Raw genomic sequence first — 17,223 nt, forward strand, 5'->3', positions numbered from 1 at the left:
GAGCTCACGTGAACGCACCCATCCTCCCCGACGGCCTTCCTCTCCATTCCGTCGAACTCGTCGCCGAACCGACACTTGGCACGCCCGAACTGCCGAGGCTCGCCGATCGGCTGCGACTCAGCGAGATCCACGCTGACCGGCCGGCCGACCTGCGCCCCGCGCTTGAAGCCGATGATCTGCGGTACCTCGGCGACACGGCAGCTCGCGGTGCGGAATTCTTCGTTGTGCGTGTCGGATGCTCACTGATTCCATCCGAGGAGAAGGACGAAGAACCCTTCGAAACACTGAAGATCTTCTTCAACCTCACCAGCCCCGGCGCACCCTTCCAACCCACAGCCTGGGAGCTCACACCCGCGACCACTACGAAGCCCGTCACATATACGCCGTGGGCGACCACATATTCCTTCTCCAGGTTCGGGGCCAAGCTGGAGGCGAAGAAGAACGCTGGCGAGCGGCAGGTGGACTCGGCGACTGTCCAGGCCAATGGCACCTCAACGCAACGGCCCCGCTGGGACTTCTACACACGCCCGGTACAGAGCCTTGGCGGCGACCAGCGCGTCGAGATGCTGGTGCGTGCTCCCATCGGGCACCCCGTCATCGCCGAGGTCCGGGCCAGCGCAACCGTCAAGATCCGCAAGTTCGGGAGGCGGGAAATGATCGCGCGCGTGCCCGAGCAGGTGTCGCGTGCCGATCTGCACGCCGCACCGAGCTGGATTGCGCTGGTGCCGACACCGACACCGACACCGACCCCCAGCAGCTGAGGCCCCCGCTTCCCTGCCATTGTGCCGGAGCAGCGTGCCGCTTATGCCGGTCGGCCCCGTACACCGACTCCCGCAAAAGCGGTGCGCTCGGCGCATGACAGCCACCGCCGCCGCCCGTCCAAAGCAAGCAGCCGTCGAGCGGAAGAGACCGGACGGCCCTGTTCTCGTGTGCTTGGCGGGACCGTTCGGTCTGGTGCTTGCTGGGCCAGACGGCGGGTCATCAGAGTGATCGCCGTCATCAAGGCCCGTTCCGAGGTGAACTGGCGTTCCGGCTCTGAAGCGATCCGAAGAATCACCCAGCGCTCCTGGCCTGCGACGGTGACCCGGTGCGTCGTTTTGTACATCCCGGTGCCGAGTTCGGTCGCCGAAGTGACCTTGGTGTTCGTCCCGAAAGCGCGGCGGCAGATCGTCTCGATCTCTTCCGGGGTCACGGATTGCTGGAACGCTCCGCGTGCCCGCGTGACAGGGCGGAAGTCCATCAGCGTCGTCCTTCGGAACGTCCGGCCTACGCGAGCGGGGCGTTGGCGCCGGTGAGGTCTTCGACCACGCCCGGGTCGAGCTCCGCGGCGCGCTCCCGCAGGCGCATCTGCTGCGCGGGGGTCAGGCCGAGCTCGTCATCGAATGCGAGGCGTTCGAGGGCGGCGGCGATGTAGCCGGGCGCGGCTGATGCCAGGGCCTGGCGCACGGCCTCGCCGACGACGTCTGCCGCGGGCAGGCCGGCGGAGTAGTGGGCGGCGATGCTGTATGTCTCGGCTGCCCGCGTGTTGATCCGCGCCAGAGCGGCCTGCCCGCTGGCGTCACTCTGGTCGGCACGCAGGACGAGGTCCACTTGGTCGCGGCCGATTGCGGCAGCGGCAACCGGCCGGAGACCAGACGCAGTCGGCCGCTCGGGGGCAGCTTCCTGCACCACCTCGGCGGCCGGAGTGTCCTTGGGCTTGCGTCGCACCTTCTCCTTGAAACGGCGCGCCCCGTCCTTGAGGTATGGGGTGGCAACCGCCACGGCGGCGACCGTCACGGTTCGAGCGACCTCCACCGCAATGTCGGTGGCACAGTTGACGAGGATGTTCCTGAGGCCGTCCCTGTAGCCCTCGTCGTACCGGTCGTCGGCGTCGAAGAGTTCGGCCTGGGCAACGAGCGAGTTGTCCTGGTCGTCGCGGGCGGTACCCCGCATACCGCCGGAGGAGGCACGGGAACGGTCGAGGTGGGTGCCGGCGGGGAACTCGACCAGCATGAACTTTCGTTTCGGCTGCGGCCGTTGATAGTTGGACATGACGGAACTGTAGGGGCCGCACCGACAGCGCGGCCGTTTTCAGGGATGGCCATCAGTCGTCGCTGAGGAGGTCGTTCATCTCGTCCTCGCTCCGCTCAAGTGCCTCGTCCGTGGCTCCTATCGTGCCGACTCTCCCGCGTCCGGCGGCAAGGAACGTGCCTGATGTGCCTGCACAGGCTATGGGCATGTGGCCAGCAGTTGCACTTGACAGATGCAGATAATCCCGGCAGTCCGCTTCGCCTACGGCCTCATCGACGTCGCCGCTCCGCCGGCAGGCCGACTGGTGGGGGTGCTCACCCTGGGTATCCCGACACAGGTCGCCGTACTCACCTCAGTGTTCGACCGGCTGGTCCCGTACGAGGAGTCGCTGGAGCTGAACCGGCTGGTGCTGCTCGACGAGGTACCGGCGAACGCGGAGACGTGGGCGCAGGCGCGCGTATTCCGACTGGCGGCCGCCCGAGGCGTCCGGGGGATCGTCGCGCACAGCGACCCCGAGCCCAGGACGCGCCTCACCGCCCACGGACCCGAGGTGATCTTTCCTGGCCATCACGGGACGATCTACCAGGCCAAAGGGATGGATTACCTGGGCAAGACGCGACCGCGGCGCCTGACCATGCTGCCTGACGGCTCAGTCCTCCACGACCGCGCGATGTCCAAGGTCCGCAACGACGAGTGCGGCCGCGGCGGAGTCGAGCGGCGTCTGGTCGCTCTCGGCGCCCGCCCCCGCAGCGAGGGTGAGCCGGGCCGGGGGTGGCTGGAGGAGGCCTGCAGGCCGTAGGGGCGCGGGTCGTCTCCCACGGAGGCAACCATCGCTATGCGGCCTACATCGGGCCGCGCGCCGGCCGCCGGTTTGCCGCCACCTCCTACCCGTATCCGAAGGCCGACCGAGGGGGTGCGGTCGCATGACTACCGCACTCCGCCCTGGCCGCGAAGGGGTCGATCTGGTCATCTCCTGGGGCCTGGGCGTCGACTCGACCGCGTACCTCGTGAAGATGCTGGACGACCCGGCCGCCCACGGAGTGGACCTGGCCCGCACCATGGTGATCCACCAGCTCACCGGGAGCGAGTGGCCGACCACCCGTGCCCACGCCGAGCAGTTCGTGCTGCCGCTCCTTCGTAAGCACCAGGTCCGGCTCGTTCAGGTCTCCCGGTCCAGCCGCGCTTTGGCGATCGCGGTGATGGACGACTCCCGCCGGCCGGAGCGGATCGTCCAGCGCGGACCGTGGGAGCTGTGGGACGAGTACGAGACCAATGGAACCGTTCCCCAGCAGGGCGGCATCCGGATCTGCAGCCTGCACGCCAAGGGCGAGGTCGGCGACGCACTGATCGCCCAGGAGATCGGCAACCAGCCGTTTCGGCACGTGATGGGGTTCAACGCCGACGAGGTCGGCCGCAGCCTCCGGGACGAGGCCGCGAGCAAGAATCCCCTGCGCCAAGGCGTGTATCCCTTGATCGAATGGGGGTGGGGGCGCGAGCAGTGCGAAGCGTTCCTGTACGAGCGGTTCGGGGTGAAGTGGGAGAAGAGCTACTGCACCTTCTGCTGCTTCCCGGTCTCGATGGGGGCTATGGACGCGCACCTGGACCGGATGCGTGCCCATCCGGACATCGCCGGACGGGTGCTGCGCCTGGAGTACACGTCGGTCAGCCTCAACCCGCAGGCAAAGCTGTTCGGCCGGCGCAGCCTGCTGGAGCAGTTCGACCCAGGCCGGGTCGCTGACTGGCCCGTGCTCGCGGCGTTCCAGGAGGAGCTTGACTGCCCGTGGGCCCTGTACCACGTGCGGCGGATCCTGCCCGTCGCGAAGGCGGATCCGACCCGGCGCGGGCGGGCCATGCGCTCGGTGGAGCGGGTCGACGTGGGCCGGGCAGCCGCTCTCGGCCAGAGGCTGCGGAGCGTCTCGGAGCGGCACGGTGTGCCCGTCGAGGTCGACGAGCGCTACGGGCGGGTCCGGGCGTGGGTCCAGCGGCGCGGGCCGACTCTTCCGACCGTGGAGGAACTGATGGTCACCGCCCCGTTCCATGTCCGGGACAAGCAGGTGCCGCACTTCGAACGGGAGTGGGCGGCGCACCGCCGCGACAGGTCGTGACGCGGTCTGGGTGCCGGCGAGATTGACAGCCACCCAGCAAGAGCGTCATATTGATTACACGAAACAAGCGGCAAAAGCGGTGGACGGCGGAAGACACCCCCTCATGGGGGTGTCGGCCCAGAGCGGCAACCCCGGCCGAACGTCCCGCCGACCACCATCACCAACTCGACTCGCCCCCGGCACCTGAGCGCCGGAAGAACAAGAGGAGCAGGCCCTCAGTATAGGGCCGCGGCCCGAACCGGAGAATGCAATGTCCAAGGCCCTGAACCCGCAGCGTCGCGTCATCGGCGATCGCGCCGTGGTCAACCGTGACTGGATCCGCGAGTTCACCGGCGCCAGCGCCGGCACCGCGGCCCGCTGGTACAAGCTGCGCCTCGAGCAGCCCGAGGAGCACCGCCACCCGGAGAAGGAGCGCATCGACGGGACCGACTTCTACGACGAGCAGCAGTTCCGCGACTTCTACACCTGGTTCCAGCAGGAGAAGGCGAGCAAGGTCCTCAAGGCCGATCCCGAGCTGTATGAGCTCGACCCCGAGGACGTCGTCTCCATCAACAAGGCCGCCGAACTGCTCAAGTTCAGCGGGCCTTCGGTGATCCGCAAGTACCGGCAGGCGAACCCCGGCTACTTTCCAGAGCCCGTCGACGAGCCGGTCCAGGGCCCCACCGGCCGCATGATCCCCGGCTTCCGCGTCGGCGACCTGCAGGACTTCGACCGCAAGCGCACCGGGGACAAGCTCGGCAAGGCCGGCCGCCGCCCCGGGCCGCAGCCGGAGGCGCCCGTCGGCCGGCCCTCCGCCCTCGAGGAAGCTCTCGCAGCCGAGCTGAGCGCCCACGCCGGCAGTGAGCCGCTCAGGGCCACGCAGCTCGCCGAGCAGTACGCCGCCAAGGCGATCGAGCGCGACGGCTACCACCCGGGGCTGGCCGCGGAACTCAGCGTGCAGTACGGGGGACCGCAGAGGTCCTGGGAGTACGTCGTACGCAACGCCCTCGAGCGCCGGCCCGCGGCCGCGCCGGCCCGCTCGGAAGCCGACCGGCGGGCGGCCGTCGCCCTGGCCGCCCTGCGCGAGCACGGTGACATCCGTGGACTCGCTGCCTCCCTCGCCCGCGAGCACGGCGGCAGCCCCGACGTCTGGTCGCGCGCGGTGAAGGCGGCACGAAGGATCGCCGACTCGACCACTGATCACCCCACACCGAAGGACGAGTCCCGATGACCAGCTACCAGCTCCGCGACACCACCACCCGCCAGCTCCTCGCCCGCGACCTGGCCGACTACGCCGCGGCCGAGGCGGCCCTGGACCGCCTCGACGACGAACTGGAACACGATCTTGCGGCCAACGGCGAAGGCGCCGGCCGCATCCGGCTGCACCTGGACGTCGAGCGGGTCACTGACGGCGTGACCGAGGCCGTCGGCCACCACGTCCTGCTGCTCGGCGTAGACGACGCGCCTGACTTGCTGCCCGTTATGTGATCGCCGCGCGCGAGAACGCGTACCGCCGGCCTGGCCGTGAAATTGATCGACTACGCCCGGCTGTTCCAGTACGAAGCCCAGCCCGTCGGCCGCCGCAGGCAGGCCGTCACCGGCCCTGCCTGGCTCCGCTGGTATCCGGTCTTTCCCCGCGTACTCTTCGTGCTCACCGGCGCCTCCCGAGCCAGGCTGGGAGACAGAATCAGCGATCTGCAGGCGATGGTTGCCCAGCACCCGCTCGTCGCGGTCCTCGCCCGCGAGGTTCCGCTGGGAGCCGCCGTACTGGAAGACATCGAGCACCACGGTCCTGCCGGGTTCGTGTGGGTGCCTCTGGCCGGGGGCGTGCGCCGGCCGTGGACCGCCCTGTAAGGGCGGCCACTGGCTCTTCCGGGACACGGCCCCCGCTCAAGCTCTGCAGCAGCGTGCCTCACGAAGCGCGATCGGGAGGCACGACTGCGCAGTACTGTGCTTCCGGTGTGGGACTACTTCTCGGGCCGCCCGATCTGGTGCACGGTCCAGCCGGCCGTGCGCCAGCGAGCGGCGTCGAGGGTGGTGCGGCAGTCGACCATCAGCGGGTCGGCGACGCTGCCACCGAGGGCTTCGGGGTCGACCTGCTGGTATTCGGGCCACTCGGTTCCCAGCACCAGGGCATGAGCACCATCGACCGACTGCGCCAGGTCGTCGGTGTAGTCGAGTTCGGGGTTGCGCTGCATGGCAGTCCGCACGGCTTGCGGGTCGTGCACGGTGACATGCGCGCCGGCTCGCTGTAGCGCCTGTGCCAGTGCGAGGGCCGGGCTCTCCCTGACGTCGTTGGTGCCGGGCTTGAACGCCGCGCCCCACACGGTGATCCGGGCGTCCTTGAGGGGTCGGTCGCCCAGGGCGCGGGTGATGAGGTCCAGGGCGACGTTGGTGCGGCTCTCGTTGATCTGCTCGGCGGCGAGCAGAAGGGCGGCGGCCTGCTCGGCGCCGAGCTGCCGGGCGCTCGCGGTGAAGGCCCGGACGTCCTTGGGGAGGCATCCGCCGCCGTAGCCGATGCCGGGCTGCATGCCGCCGCTACCGATGCGGGGGTCGATGCCGAGGATGTCCACGATTTGGGAGACGTCGCCTCCGGCGGCTTTGCACATGTCGGCCACGGCGTTGATGTAGCTGATCTTCAGGCCGAGGAATGTGTTCGCCGCCCCCTTGGCGAGCTCGGCGGTCTGCGGGTCGGTCACGAAGATCGGGACGCCGGCATCCAGGATCGGGGCGTAGACGGCACGGATGGCTTTCTCGCCTTCGGCGGTGGTGAGACCAGCGATGATGCGGTCCGGGCGCAGGGTGTCCTCGACCGCGTGCCCCTCGCGAAGGAACTCAGGGTTCCACACGACGTCGACGGCCTGTCCAGCCGGTGCGAGGCGCTGCACGAGGGCGGTGACCTGACGGGTGGTGCCGACGGTGACCGTGCTCTTGCCGACGATCGTGCTCGGCCGGTCGAGGTGGGGGGCGAGCTGGCGGATAGCGCCGTAGACCTGGCGGGTGTCGTACGAGCGGCCGTCAGCGTCGATGGGAGTGCCGACGCCGATGAAGTGGAGTTCGGCGACCTCTGCGGCCTCGCGGATATCGGTGGTGAACCGCAGGCGTCGGCTTGCAGTGTGCCGGGCGATCAGCTCGGGAAGCCCGGCCTCGTAGATGGGGCACTCGCCGGCGTTGAGCCGGTCGACTTTGGCCTGGTCGACGTCCACGCCGATGACCTCGTGGCCGAGCTCGGCCATCGCCGCCGCGTGCGGGATGCCGAGGTGACCACAGCCGATCACGGAAACTCGCATCTTGCTGTCCTTCTCGGTTGATGCCGGGGGCCGCACCGAGCGTGCGGCCCGACGACGCTATCGCCCTGCGACTGGGCTAGTTGCTCCTTGCGCGGGCCCCGTCACACCTTCACGCCGAGGAGTTCGCACAGGCGGCCGAGAGCCGGGATCGCAGCCGCCCGAACCACTGTGTCCCCCTCTCGGGCCCCCTCGATCGGGTACTCCTTGAAGACGCCGTTCTCCATCAGTCCTTCCGGGTCCACGTAGAAGATCCGCATCCCTTTGGCGCGGGCCCTTGCCTGCACCGCACGCCGGTCGGCGTGGAGGCCGATCACCAGGAGGGATCGGGCTTCGTCGAGCAGGGGCACGGGCGGGATCTTCTGGTCGTAGCGGCGCACGAACACCTCGGGCAGCCCTGCCCGGGCGGAGAGCACGTCGAAGTTGTGGGTGATGACGGGGCCGACCATGTGTCCGGCCTCGTGCAACGCCTTGAGCGCCGTGTGTGCCGGGGTGGGTTCGGCGATGAAGCACTGGGCGAACATCTGCGTCAGGTCCTGCGCCTTCGCCGGCGCGTCCAGGAGAAGCTCCTGGACCAGCGTGTCGGCCTGGGGTGAAAGAGTGAAGGCGTGCGACTGCGTGAGCGTGTTGTCCTTCCGCGCGGTCACTCGGTACACCTCGTGCAGGTAGTGCAGCGGCGGGATCCCCGCCTCGATGGATGTACCGCAGCCCACCTCCACCTGGAACGGCAGGAAGTCCAAGATCCCGTTGAGGTCGCTGCTGATGGTCGGGGTGCCCCGCTCCTCCTTGACGCGGATACCGCCGGCCAGAACGTCCCAGGGCAGATTCCGCAGGGTGCGCGCCGGGCTGCTGTAGCCCTCGGATGAGAACCGCACGTCGAGCGACCGGAACCCTGCGGGCGTGGCCCGGTCAGCACGCTCGTCCTGCGGGTGTACGTCGAACTCGTTGACGGTCACCGAGAGGTCCCCGCGCTGCCAGGTGCCCGGCTGCTGCGGCTTCCACCGGCCCTTACTGAGCCACATGCGGATGTCCTGGGCGTAGGTGCTGATCTCCTCGGCCGGAGCGGTGTGCGACACGTACAGGTACAGCTCGGACAGCACCAGCCGCGGCACCGGGAAGGTGTAGTCCAGCGCGTAGTCGTACCGGTAGTGCACGACCCGGCGACGGCCCGAGGCGTCCTCGGTCCACCCCGACTGCTCGGCGTTCGCCGGGTCCTGGGTGCGCCTCCAGATGCCTTCCTCCACGCTGCGCGGGCGCTCGTGGCCGTCACCAGCGAAGTGCCGGTTCCATGTCGCCACCTGCGACTCGGACAGCTGCTCTATGACGGGGTAGGGCAGGTACACGAGGGGTCCTCCTTGACTCCTTGGGGTGGCCCGTGACGGGCCTGATGTCGTGCGGCCTGCGCGCGTTGCGCGCGCGGCGCAGTGAGGAAGCCGCCTGACGGCCGCCGTCGGGTAGGCAGCGGCAGGCCGGCGGTGGCGGCTTCGAGGTGGCCTAGCTGCTCATGGCCAGCGCGGTCACCGCGTCGGCGAGCGCCGTGACCATGAAGTCGATGTCCGTGTCCGTCGAGGTCAGCGGAGGGGCGACGACGAGACCTTCGCTCCTCGGCCGGCCAGCTCCGGTGAACGGGTAGAAGAAGACATTGCGGTTCTCGGCCTCCTCCATCAGGGGCCAGAGCAGGCCAGGCGCCAGTTCCACGCCGTACAGAAAGCCGAGGCCCCGGACGTCTCGCACGACCGGCAGGTCGGTCAGGGCCTGCAGGCTCCTCCCAAGGCGCTCTCCACGTGCCCGGAGGGTGCCGGTACCCATGGCTTCCAGCTCGTCCAGGACACCGAGGCAGGCCGCCGCCTGGAGGGGGTGGGTGGCCATGGTGCCCATCGCTGGCAGCGGGTCCGCGTCCTTGTGCCGGATCAGCGGTGCGATCTCGGGTGACACAAGCACCGCGCCCACGCCCGTGTACCCGGCTCCCAAGCCCTTGGACAGGATGCACATATCCGGCTCGGCACCGGCCCAGTGGTCACTGGCCAGTGGGGTTCCGGTGCGCCACAGTCCGGTCAGCACCTCATCGTGGATGACCAGAACGTCGCGCTCCTGGCAGATCTCCGACACACGCCGCAGGTACCCGGCGGGCGGCACGTAGGCGCCGCCGGTGCTCCCGTTGACGGGCTCGATCAGCACCGCTGCCACGTTCTGCGCACCGATGCTGTCGATCGCGTGGGCGATCTCGTCGTCGGCGCACGACGCGTCGCAGGTGCCCGTGGAGTGCGGGTGGGTGGGCGGGTAGGGCGGCGCAAAGGCCGGGCCAAGGCCGAGTGCGTCTTCCGGGCGTGGCCGGCGGGCGTGGTTCCCGGCGAGGCCAAGGGTGAGCGCGCTCATCCCGTGGTAGCTCAGGGTGGACGTCAGGATGTCCCCGCGGCGCTTACCGTCACGAACTCTGGTGATGTTCCGGGCCAGGCCCACCGCGACCTCTACGCCGAGCGTCCCGCACGTGGTGAGCGCAACGGAGTCTTCCGGACGGCCCACGGCTTTGCACAGACGGTCCATCAGCTCCATCTGGAGGTGGGGCTGGACGACGGCGGCGCCACCGTAGGTGTACCTGGAGAACTGTTCCGCGATGCGGGAGAAGACCTTGGGGCTGGCCTGCCCCACGTTCGCACAGAGCAGACCGCTGGATCCGTCGAAGATCCGGCGGCCATCAGCCAGATGCAGCCAGGCGCCGCTCGATCCCACGACCTCCCAGTCCGGCATCGGCCTGGACGACGTCAGCAGCCGTCCGCGCCGGGTTAAGTAGTCCACGAGTGGTCCCTTCATGCACGCATGCAGTGTGGTGGTGCCGACAGTGCTCAGTCGGCGGCGAAGCAGCGAGCTTCAGCGCGGTCCGCGCAGCACGATCCCGATGAGGCTGTCCTCCCCGTCCAGGCCGTACGACGTCATGTACCGCCAGCCCTTGTGCAGACCCTCGATTTCGTCGTCGCGCAGGCCCTGGTGCGCGGCCGACGGCGGCATCTGCCTCGCCCGATGCGTCGTGATCTGCAGTACGCCCGAGCGCGTGAGCCAGCGCCGCGCGTCCGTGATGAACCGGGATCGGTCCAGGAACTCGAAGCTGTGCCGGCACGAGATGATGTCCACCGTGCCGGGGACCAGCTCGGGCGGGGTCGCATCAGCGTCGAAGTCGTGCCGGACGAAGGACAGCTGGTCGCCGAAGTCCTCGTGGCTGGCGCGTGCGTCCTCGATCGCCACGTCGCTGAAGTCGTAGGCCAGGACCATCAGCCCCCACTTGGCCATGTGCGCGGACATCTGGCCCCGGCCGCAGCCGACGTCCACCGCCAGCATCCCGGACTTCACCATCGCGTAGTTCCGGAACATCTCCCGCTCGAACGCCACGGGTTCCTTCACCCGATACCCGGCCTTGTAGAGCTGGTTCCAGTACTCCGGCGTCTGCCGCTCGTGCACCACATTCAGCGCCTTCATGCCGCCGGCTCCGGGTCATTCGCACCGCCGCCCACCGGGCGGCGGTAGGCAAGCCGGAACGGGTCGGAGGCCATCACCTCACCGGCCGGGACGCCGAACAAATTCACGCCACCGGACGGAGCGGGCTGGGCCTCTTGTAGGGCGCGCAACACCGCTCCCGGTTTGCGGTCGGGCAGCTCGGTCATCGTGCTTCCTCTCTCAACGGGGTTCGGCGTACAGCAGGGCGGAGACGACGGCGGCGGAGACCGAGACGACGAACAGAACCTGCGCGAGGATCTGCCGCCATCCGATCTGTCGCTCATCGAGCCAGCGGCCTAACTTCCTTCAAGGAGCGGCCTCGTGGATCACGAGCAGCAGAAGCGCCGGGCGGTCACCGAGCCAGCCCAGTTCCTCCTCGTACTCGTCGTCGCGGACGCTGACCGCCTCGCGGTTCAAGACCGCGACACCGTCGGCGAATCCAGTGCTGATGAGTCGCCGGGCCTCCGTCCAGCCGGGGCGCGTGAGCGGTGTGCGCGGGGCGTGGACGTCGGTCAGCTCGTGCACGACGTCGTAGCCCTGCTCCGCGATGAGGCGCTGCACCAAGGCCATGGTGTGATCAACCTGACCGCCTGCCTCGGTGCGCGCGTAGGCGATGATGCGTCGCTTCCGCTTGACGGGGGTCTCCAGGGCGACAGCGTTGTTCCGTTCGCGTTTCCGCCTCAGGTACAGGCCTCGATTTGCGACCGGTCGCATTGTGCGGCCGCGCATCCACGCCTCTACCTCGTTGTCGTGGTCCATCCAGGAGGTCTGTGCCGTACTCGGTGACATGGGGGTGTCTCCGTCCGGTCTGTCAGGGGAGCGCACGCGGGCCGCCGTCTCAGGGATTCAGCACGACGGCGGCCCGCTCTCAGGGGAGTGGTGCACACCAGGCGGCCTCGTCGGAACCAAGAGGACACGCCCAGGCCCGGTCACGGCCTGCAGTCGGATCAGCCGTTTCCGTGTCTCAACAAGGCTGACGCATGCGACAGTTGGCCTGCAAGATGAAGTGAAGTTTTCACTCGATCTGGCATATGCGACCGTCTCTGCTCTCCTCTTTGCAAGGAGGACTGAAGGTGACACACTCGGGGCTCGCACCCCGATGCGCCGGGCTCTCACGTCAAACCGCCGAACTCTCGGTTGAGTTCGGGGGACTCTCGGCTGAGCGTCTTGGGCTCGGGGCAGAATCGGGTCGACTGGACGCAGGAGGGCACGTGGCGGCTCCTACAGGACCGACAGTCAGGCGCGTGCAGCTCGGAAAGGAGCTGGAGCGCCTGCGCGAGAAGGCCGGCTTCAAGTCTCTGAAGGAGGCGGTCAAGGGCACCGACATCTCCGAGTCGCAGCTGTACCGGGTGGAGAGAGGGACGTCTGCGTTTCGGCGCGCTGCCGATCTCGTCGCCCTACTGACTCGCTACGGGATCACCGACCAGGAAGACGTGGACTTCCTGGTTGAGATCCACCGCGACAGTCTGAATCGCGGCTGGTGGTCCACCTACTCGCGCACGATGCCGTCGGGCCTGGCCATGTACATCGGCCTGGAGGATGGCGCCAAATCCATAAGGGCGTGGGAGCCCGGCGTTGTCTTCGGTCTGTTCCAGACCGAAGACTACGCTCGCGCGCTGTTCGAAGCCGGCAAGCTCGTGGAGGAGCAGACCACCGAGTTCGTGAAACGTGGCGTCGCGCTCCGGATGGAACGCCAGGAGATCCTCACCCGGGAGAACCCCGTCGAGATCCGGGCCATCCTCGACGAAGCCGCCCTTCGCCGGGTCGTCGGCAGCCGCGAGATCATGCTCAAGCAGATCGAGCGCCTGATCGCCCTGGCCGCCCTGGACAACGTAACGCTCCAGGTTCTGCCCATGAACACCTCCGCCTACCGGGCTCACTTCAACTTCACGTTGATGGATTTCGAAGATCCCGTTCCCACGGTCGTCCAGATGGACATGGCCGATGGCGCTTCCAACCTCACGGACAAGGACACTGAGGTCTGGAGGTTTGCCCGCAGGTTCGACGCCTTGCGGGATGGCGCGATCCCCGTCGGGGAGACGCCGAAGTTCCTGCACCAACTATCACGAGAGATCTGAGACATGGCCCTCAACAAGCGCGCCCTGGACCTCGCCCCCGAGAGCGCCTGGTTCACGTCGTCCTACAGCAACAACGGCGGCAACTGCGTCAAGGTCGCCGACCTGACCAGCGCCGTCGGCGTGTGCGACTCCAAGCAGACCAACGGCCCCGCCCTTGCCGTCCGGCCCGAGGCATGGAAGGCGTTCATTGCCTCCATCGCCTGACCTGCCCCACCGCATGACCGAGGCCCCGCCCGCACTCACCGCGCGGGCCTCGGTCATCTCTTACCCAGCAGGGAATGCGTCGTACAACGCGGCTCACCTCGTGTGCAGATACTGCACACGCCCTCGACGGTGACAATGGCAGGGTGTACTGGTCCTGGCCGTCGTTGGTTCGTCCACCCCAGCCACGCTGCTGGACAACAGCCCGACCAGCTCGTACTCGGTGGCCCGGCGCAGTGCGATCCGAACCGTACGCTGCAGGTCAGTCCACGCAGAAGCGGCCTGCCAGCGTCCAAGCTTGTCCCAGTGTCCGGAGGGCAAAAGGACCTTTCCGCCGCCCAGTTGGGCCGGCCGGGCGTGCCAGGCACGGCGCAAGACCCTGTCTGCGACGGCGCGAGGGTCGTCACCGGACAGAAACGGTTACCTAGTCCGACCATCAGGCCGGTCGCCGGGCCATCACGGTGTGCTGGTCCCCAGGAGCGGCAGCGGTCAGCGGAGCCACCGCCTGTGACAACGCGTTCTCTGTGCGAGTGAGCGGAAGAGGCGCCGGAGATCGGCCCACACCGCCCGCCCTTCGAATCCGATCAGCATGTGAACTCCCCTTCTCGGCGTGGCGGCTTGGCCCGATGTTCTTCATCACCTGGGCTCCTGTCCGGTTCGGGCGAGTGGGGTGAGCAGGCCGTCGCCGGGCCAAAGATCCCGTTCGGCCACGAGGCCTCCGAGGAACGCGTCGATCTCGGCCAGCACGGCGGCGCGTTCGGTGGGCCCGTAGTCAATGAGGTCATCGGATGCAGCGTCGTAGGCGCGAACGTGGCTGTGGGGGCCGGTGCAGACGAGGGCACGCGCGATCTCGGGCAGCCCGAGGCTGAGGGCATCACAGTTTCCGGAGCGGACGAGCCGCACCAGGTCGATGGTGACACGCTCCCAGTCGCCGACGGCCGGCCAGTCGGCGCCTCCGCGCAGTTCGTGGGTGAGGGTGGCCAGCGGAATGATCTCGCCCGGCTGCCGTCCTTGGGTGAGGCGGTCGTGGATCCGGGCGCCGTCCGGCTGACGCACCTGCGGGTGGAGCAGGGAGTCGACGGAGACGACGGTGGTGTTGATCTCCTGGGCTCCGGGGCCGGGGTAGTACGGCTCGTGTGCAAAGAGCAGATAGACATCCGGGGTGCGGACAACTGGGCTGGACTCGGGTTCAGTCATAGGGAGGCTTCCTTTCGAGAGTGACGTGCTGGGGGTGGGGTACGGTGCCGCGGTCGCCGTCGGCTGAACGTTCGGCGGGTACGGGCGCGTCGGTCGCCCGGTGGCGCGGGGCTGGTCCGCTTCGGCTGTGCCGTCCTCGGCGGCGGAGCACTCGAGGATCTGGGCGGCCTGGTGGGCGAGTTGGAGCATGAGCTGTTCGCGGGCGATGAGGTCTGCGGAGGCGACGCGGGTGTTGCGGGTCTGAAGCAAGTCGGCGGCATCCCACAGCAGGTGCTGGCCGATCTCGGCTGAGCGGCGCAGCTCGTAGCGGTCGCTGCCGGCAGCGGCCTGGACGAGCGAGGTGTGCAGGGCTGCGAGGCGCTGCAGGTAGCGGCAGGCACCGTCGCCTTCGACGGTGCGGACGTGTTCCTGAGCCCGGGCGTCCAGCCGGTCGGGCAGGTGCTCGGCGATCAGGGGGGCCAGGAGCATCGCTGGCAACACGACGTCGACGGGGATCCCGTGGCCAGCGGCGAACAGCCCGATGAGCAGGCTGATGAGGGCGACGGCAGCGGCGAAAAACCGCAGGGATCCTGGAACGGTGCCCAGGGCGATCTGCCGGGCAGGGTGCCGGGTCAGCCAGCGCAGGGCCAGGCGCTGCTTGCGGGTCGCGGCCGGGGTGAGCACCCCGATCTGGTGGGGGGTCTTGGGCGAGCTGCCGTCGCCGGGGACTGTCCAGGCGAGCCAGCCCCATGGGGTGCGTTCGTAGAGGAGTCCCAGCTCGCAGGCCGCCGAGCAGGTGTGGTCGCGGACGTGGCCGGTGAGCTGGGCTCGGGAGCGTTCCTTTTCCCACCGCCCCGGGGCGCGGGTGAAGGGGCCCTCATGGTGCGCGGCCGCGGCCGGTGGCGGTGTGTGGCGCGTGTCGGTCACAGGCTGTTTCCTTCCGGTTGATCGGTCAGGGCGGAGGCGCACGTCGTGCAGCGGCCGTCGCCGTCGGGGTGGGCACGGCGGGGAGTGGGGCCGGGACAGGTGCGGCACTGCGGCCAGCCGAGGCAGGCCGGGCACAGGTCCTCGCCGGGGGCGGTGCCGGGAACGCCGCAGCCGGCGCATTCGGCGAGGGCGCGGTGGGTCAGGGCTTCGCTCACCGTGCGCGCGGCGGCGGAGCCGGTCATCGGCTGCGGCGGCGCAGCGTCCCACACCGCGGGTGCGTCGTGGTGGTCGGCCGCGATGGCGGGCGGCGGGTAGGCCTGGGCGGCGCGTAGGCGGGCGGCGATGATCGCGCCGACCGTTGTCCGCACGGGATTGGGCAGGGGCCGGGCGGCGATGACGTGCCGCAGTTGCTCACGGCTCCAGCCGGCCTCCAGCATCACGGTCACGACGCGGCCTTGATCGGTCAGTGCCTGCCCGGTCAGCAGTAGTTCGGGGCGAGCCGCCCCGAGTTCGAGCAGCAGCCGGATCCCCGGGTGCATTTCATCCGCCGCGGGCGCGGCCGGCGGGGACGTCGGCGTGTCCGGCTGGTCCGTCCGTCCAGGTGCGCGCGTCGTGTCGCGGCGGCATGGACGGAGGGGTCTGGTGTTCTGCTTGTTGGTCTTCTTTCTCTTGGTGTTCTTAGTGCCGGGATCAGCCAACGTAGGCTCAGCCAATCTTGGAAAACCCGACTTTGGTTGTGACCTGGGGCTTTGCGGGGTGGGTAGGTCGGTGATGAAGTACAGCGCCGGGCCGAGCGTGCCGTTGGGGTTCCGCTCGCGGGTGCGGTAGAGGAAGCCGTGCCGCTCCAGCTGCTTGAGCCCTGTGGTGACGGCGTCGATGCCTTCGCGGCCTCGGCGGACCAGTTCGGCGACGGTGACCTGCCAGCCGTCCCGGTGCGTGCTGACGTACCCGAAGATCCCTTTAGCCCGGTAGGAGAGCCGAGTGTCCCGGAACAGGCCGTTGGCGATCTGGGTGAACTGATCCGCCGCCATCACCCCGCGCCGGATCCCCGCCCCGAATCCGGCGTCGTGTTCGTCGTCGATGGTGGGGGTGGAGGTGGCTTCGAGGAGGGCGACGTCGAGGGTGGCGGGGTGGTCGGTGATCGAGTAGACGATTTCGCCGAGTGTCCCGTTCGGGCGGCGCAGCCGTTCGCGGATGAGGTAGCCGTACCGTTCCAGCTCCTTGAGGCCGGCACGGACCGTCTCTCGACGGTCGGGGCCGACGGAGACGAGGTGGGCGACGGTGACCTGCCAGCCGTCCCGGTGCGTGCTGACGTACCCGAAGATCCCCTTGGCCCGGTAGGAGAGCCGGCTGTCCCGGAACAGGCCGTTGGCGATCTGGGTGAACTGATCCGCCGCCATCACCCCGCGGCGGACTCCCGCCCCGAAGCGGCTCACCGGCCGTGCCCCTGCGGCAGGCCGCTTGGGGTGGCCGTGGCAGCGCACCGGGGTAGCCGGCGTGAGGCGGCCGTCGGTTCTGAGTGCGCGGGCGTGCGTGTGTTCCATGCCGTCAGCTCATCCGCCGGCCCCGACCAGGCTGACGGCCACAAGCCCCGACCATCGGTCCCGATCCGGCAACGGGTGCCATCTAGCGGCCGTGGTCGGGGTCATGGCCGGGACGACCACGCGCATCCGGTGCGGCGCTTGCGGGTGCGCCGCCTGCGCAGCCGTGGGCGGGCCTTGCGCAATGCGGCTAGCAACCGGTCGAGGATCCTGCGCAGTCGGATTGTGTTGTTGCCGTTGCGCAGATTCGGCACGGCCCTTCGGAGCTTCTCGTTGCGCAGGCCGCGGTGGGGCAGTGCGCAGCCACTGGCCATCTCCCGGGCGGCGTCCGTCTGCGCCTCGGCGTGCGCGTCGGTGGCCGCGCGGACCGCGGTCGCCCGGTGGTCGTTGGCCCGGGCCGTCGGCGGACGCAGATGGCCCCCCAGCGGTG

At 69.1% G+C, this 17,223-nt stretch carries 17 protein-coding genes and 1 pseudogene; 8 read left to right on the forward strand and 10 right to left on the reverse strand.

Translation table 11 applies throughout. The features are described from left to right. Nucleotides 1–8: 8 nt before the first annotated feature. The gene (locus ABT171_RS32600; protein WP_351249999.1) at nt 9–761 is read left to right on the forward strand and encodes a hypothetical protein; all 753 of its coding nucleotides are present in this window, start codon (nt 9–11) and stop codon (nt 759–761) included. A gap of 41 nt (nt 762–802) precedes the next feature. Here the strand turns inward: ABT171_RS32600 and ABT171_RS32605 are convergent, their stop codons facing one another. Then, nucleotides 803–1,240, reverse strand: a complete 438-nt coding sequence (locus ABT171_RS32605) for a hypothetical protein (protein ID WP_351250000.1) — start codon at nt 1,238–1,240, stop codon at nt 803–805. Between the two features lie 26 nt (nt 1,241–1,266). After that, on the reverse strand, nt 1,267–2,031 hold the full coding sequence (locus ABT171_RS32610) for a hypothetical protein (protein ID WP_351250001.1): 765 nt from the start codon (nt 2,029–2,031) through the stop codon (nt 1,267–1,269). A 211-nt stretch (nt 2,032–2,242) separates the two neighbouring features. Here ABT171_RS32610 and ABT171_RS32615 point away from each other — a divergent pair, with 211 nt between their 5' ends. The 5 genes and pseudogenes from ABT171_RS32615 to ABT171_RS32635 form a co-directional block, all read left to right on the forward strand. Then, nucleotides 2,243–2,809 (forward strand): Mom family adenine methylcarbamoylation protein, encoded by a 567-nt coding sequence (locus ABT171_RS32615; RefSeq protein WP_351250002.1) that lies wholly within the window; start codon nt 2,243–2,245, stop codon nt 2,807–2,809. Between the two features lie 124 nt (nt 2,810–2,933). Continuing rightward, a complete protein-coding gene (locus tag ABT171_RS32620; protein WP_351250003.1) occupies nt 2,934–4,115 on the forward strand; it encodes a hypothetical protein in 1,182 nt (393 codons plus the stop codon). 250 nt (nt 4,116–4,365) lie between these two features. Then, the gene (locus ABT171_RS32625) at nt 4,366–5,325 is read left to right on the forward strand and encodes a hypothetical protein (RefSeq protein WP_351250004.1); all 960 of its coding nucleotides are present in this window, start codon (nt 4,366–4,368) and stop codon (nt 5,323–5,325) included. Then, the gene (locus tag ABT171_RS32630) at nt 5,322–5,582 is read left to right on the forward strand and encodes a hypothetical protein (protein ID WP_351250005.1); all 261 of its coding nucleotides are present in this window, start codon (nt 5,322–5,324) and stop codon (nt 5,580–5,582) included. The genes ABT171_RS32625 and ABT171_RS32630 overlap by 4 nt, the downstream gene beginning before the upstream one ends. A 30-nt stretch (nt 5,583–5,612) precedes the next feature. Further along, nucleotides 5,613–5,948 (forward strand): annotated as a pseudogene (locus ABT171_RS32635) (replication-relaxation family protein); the annotation flags it as partial. Nucleotides 5,949–6,061: 113 nt separating this feature from the next. Here ABT171_RS32635 and ABT171_RS32640 read toward each other — a convergent pair. The 6 genes from ABT171_RS32640 to ABT171_RS32665 form a co-directional block, all read right to left on the reverse strand. Further along, nucleotides 6,062–7,384 (reverse strand): UDP-glucose dehydrogenase family protein, encoded by a 1,323-nt coding sequence (locus tag ABT171_RS32640; RefSeq protein ID WP_351250006.1) that lies wholly within the window; start codon nt 7,382–7,384, stop codon nt 6,062–6,064. Nucleotides 7,385–7,485: 101 nt separating this feature from the next. Then, nucleotides 7,486–8,724 carry an SIR2 family protein gene (locus tag ABT171_RS32645; RefSeq protein ID WP_351250007.1) on the reverse strand — a complete coding sequence of 413 codons (1,239 nt, stop codon included), beginning with the start codon at nt 8,722–8,724 and terminating at the stop codon, nt 7,486–7,488. A gap of 151 nt (nt 8,725–8,875) precedes the next feature. Beyond that, complete coding sequence (locus ABT171_RS32650) at nt 8,876–10,192, reverse strand: class-III pyridoxal-phosphate-dependent aminotransferase (protein ID WP_351250008.1); 1,317 nt, start codon at nt 10,190–10,192, stop codon at nt 8,876–8,878. A gap of 57 nt (nt 10,193–10,249) precedes the next feature. Continuing rightward, a complete protein-coding gene (locus ABT171_RS32655; RefSeq protein ID WP_351250009.1) occupies nt 10,250–10,852 on the reverse strand; it encodes a class I SAM-dependent methyltransferase in 603 nt (200 codons plus the stop codon). After that, complete coding sequence (locus ABT171_RS32660) at nt 10,849–11,037, reverse strand: hypothetical protein (RefSeq protein WP_351250010.1); 189 nt, start codon at nt 11,035–11,037, stop codon at nt 10,849–10,851. The genes ABT171_RS32655 and ABT171_RS32660 overlap by 4 nt, the downstream gene beginning before the upstream one ends. 139 nt (nt 11,038–11,176) lie before the next feature. Further along, nucleotides 11,177–11,659: a hypothetical protein gene (locus tag ABT171_RS32665; RefSeq protein ID WP_351250011.1), complete on the reverse strand. Its 483-nt coding sequence runs from the start codon at nt 11,657–11,659 to the stop codon at nt 11,177–11,179. A 455-nt stretch (nt 11,660–12,114) separates the two neighbouring features. Between ABT171_RS32665 and ABT171_RS32670 the strand changes: the two genes are divergently transcribed. Both ABT171_RS32670 and ABT171_RS32675 read left to right on the forward strand, forming a co-directional pair. Next, nucleotides 12,115–12,948 (forward strand): helix-turn-helix domain-containing protein, encoded by an 834-nt coding sequence (locus tag ABT171_RS32670; protein ID WP_351250012.1) that lies wholly within the window; start codon nt 12,115–12,117, stop codon nt 12,946–12,948. Between the two features lie 3 nt (nt 12,949–12,951). Continuing rightward, nucleotides 12,952–13,152, forward strand: coding sequence for a DUF397 domain-containing protein (locus tag ABT171_RS32675; protein ID WP_351250013.1), 201 nt, complete (start codon nt 12,952–12,954; stop codon nt 13,150–13,152). 633 nt (nt 13,153–13,785) lie between these two features. Here the strand turns inward: ABT171_RS32675 and ABT171_RS32680 are convergent. Next, nucleotides 13,786–15,252, reverse strand: coding sequence for a hypothetical protein (locus tag ABT171_RS32680; protein ID WP_351250014.1), 1,467 nt, complete (start codon nt 15,250–15,252; stop codon nt 13,786–13,788). Beyond that, nucleotides 15,249–16,688: a hypothetical protein gene (locus ABT171_RS32685; RefSeq protein ID WP_351250015.1), complete on the reverse strand. Its 1,440-nt coding sequence runs from the start codon at nt 16,686–16,688 to the stop codon at nt 15,249–15,251. Before ABT171_RS32685 ends, ABT171_RS32680 begins: the two co-directional genes overlap by 4 nt. Between the last annotated feature and the right edge of the window lie 535 nt (nt 16,689–17,223).

This window comes from Streptomyces sp. NPDC001851, assembly GCF_040297165.1.
GTDB lineage: Bacteria > Actinomycetota > Actinomycetes > Streptomycetales > Streptomycetaceae > Streptomyces.

What these genes read in the sequence shown, in the direction of transcription:
- ABT171_RS32605 (WP_351250000.1), bottom strand. Translation starts at nt 1,240, where the DNA reads ATGGACTTCCGCCCTGTCACGCGGGCACGCGGAGCGTTCCAGCAATCC.
- ABT171_RS32610 (WP_351250001.1), bottom strand. Translation starts at nt 2,031, where the DNA reads ATGTCCAACTATCAACGGCCGCAGCCGAAACGAAAGTTCATGCTGGTC.
- ABT171_RS32615 (WP_351250002.1), top strand. Translation starts at nt 2,243, where the DNA reads ATGCAGATAATCCCGGCAGTCCGCTTCGCCTACGGCCTCATCGACGTC.
- ABT171_RS32620 (WP_351250003.1), top strand. Translation starts at nt 2,934, where the DNA reads ATGACTACCGCACTCCGCCCTGGCCGCGAAGGGGTCGATCTGGTCATC.
- ABT171_RS32625 (WP_351250004.1), top strand. Translation starts at nt 4,366, where the DNA reads ATGTCCAAGGCCCTGAACCCGCAGCGTCGCGTCATCGGCGATCGCGCC.
- ABT171_RS32630 (WP_351250005.1), top strand. Translation starts at nt 5,322, where the DNA reads ATGACCAGCTACCAGCTCCGCGACACCACCACCCGCCAGCTCCTCGCC.
- ABT171_RS32640 (WP_351250006.1), bottom strand. Translation starts at nt 7,384, where the DNA reads ATGCGAGTTTCCGTGATCGGCTGTGGTCACCTCGGCATCCCGCACGCG.
- ABT171_RS32650 (WP_351250008.1), bottom strand. Translation starts at nt 10,192, where the DNA reads ATGAAGGGACCACTCGTGGACTACTTAACCCGGCGCGGACGGCTGCTG.
- ABT171_RS32655 (WP_351250009.1), bottom strand. Translation starts at nt 10,852, where the DNA reads ATGAAGGCGCTGAATGTGGTGCACGAGCGGCAGACGCCGGAGTACTGG.
- ABT171_RS32660 (WP_351250010.1), bottom strand. Translation starts at nt 11,037, where the DNA reads ATGACCGAGCTGCCCGACCGCAAACCGGGAGCGGTGTTGCGCGCCCTA.
- ABT171_RS32665 (WP_351250011.1), bottom strand. Translation starts at nt 11,659, where the DNA reads ATGTCACCGAGTACGGCACAGACCTCCTGGATGGACCACGACAACGAG.
- ABT171_RS32675 (WP_351250013.1), top strand. Translation starts at nt 12,952, where the DNA reads ATGGCCCTCAACAAGCGCGCCCTGGACCTCGCCCCCGAGAGCGCCTGG.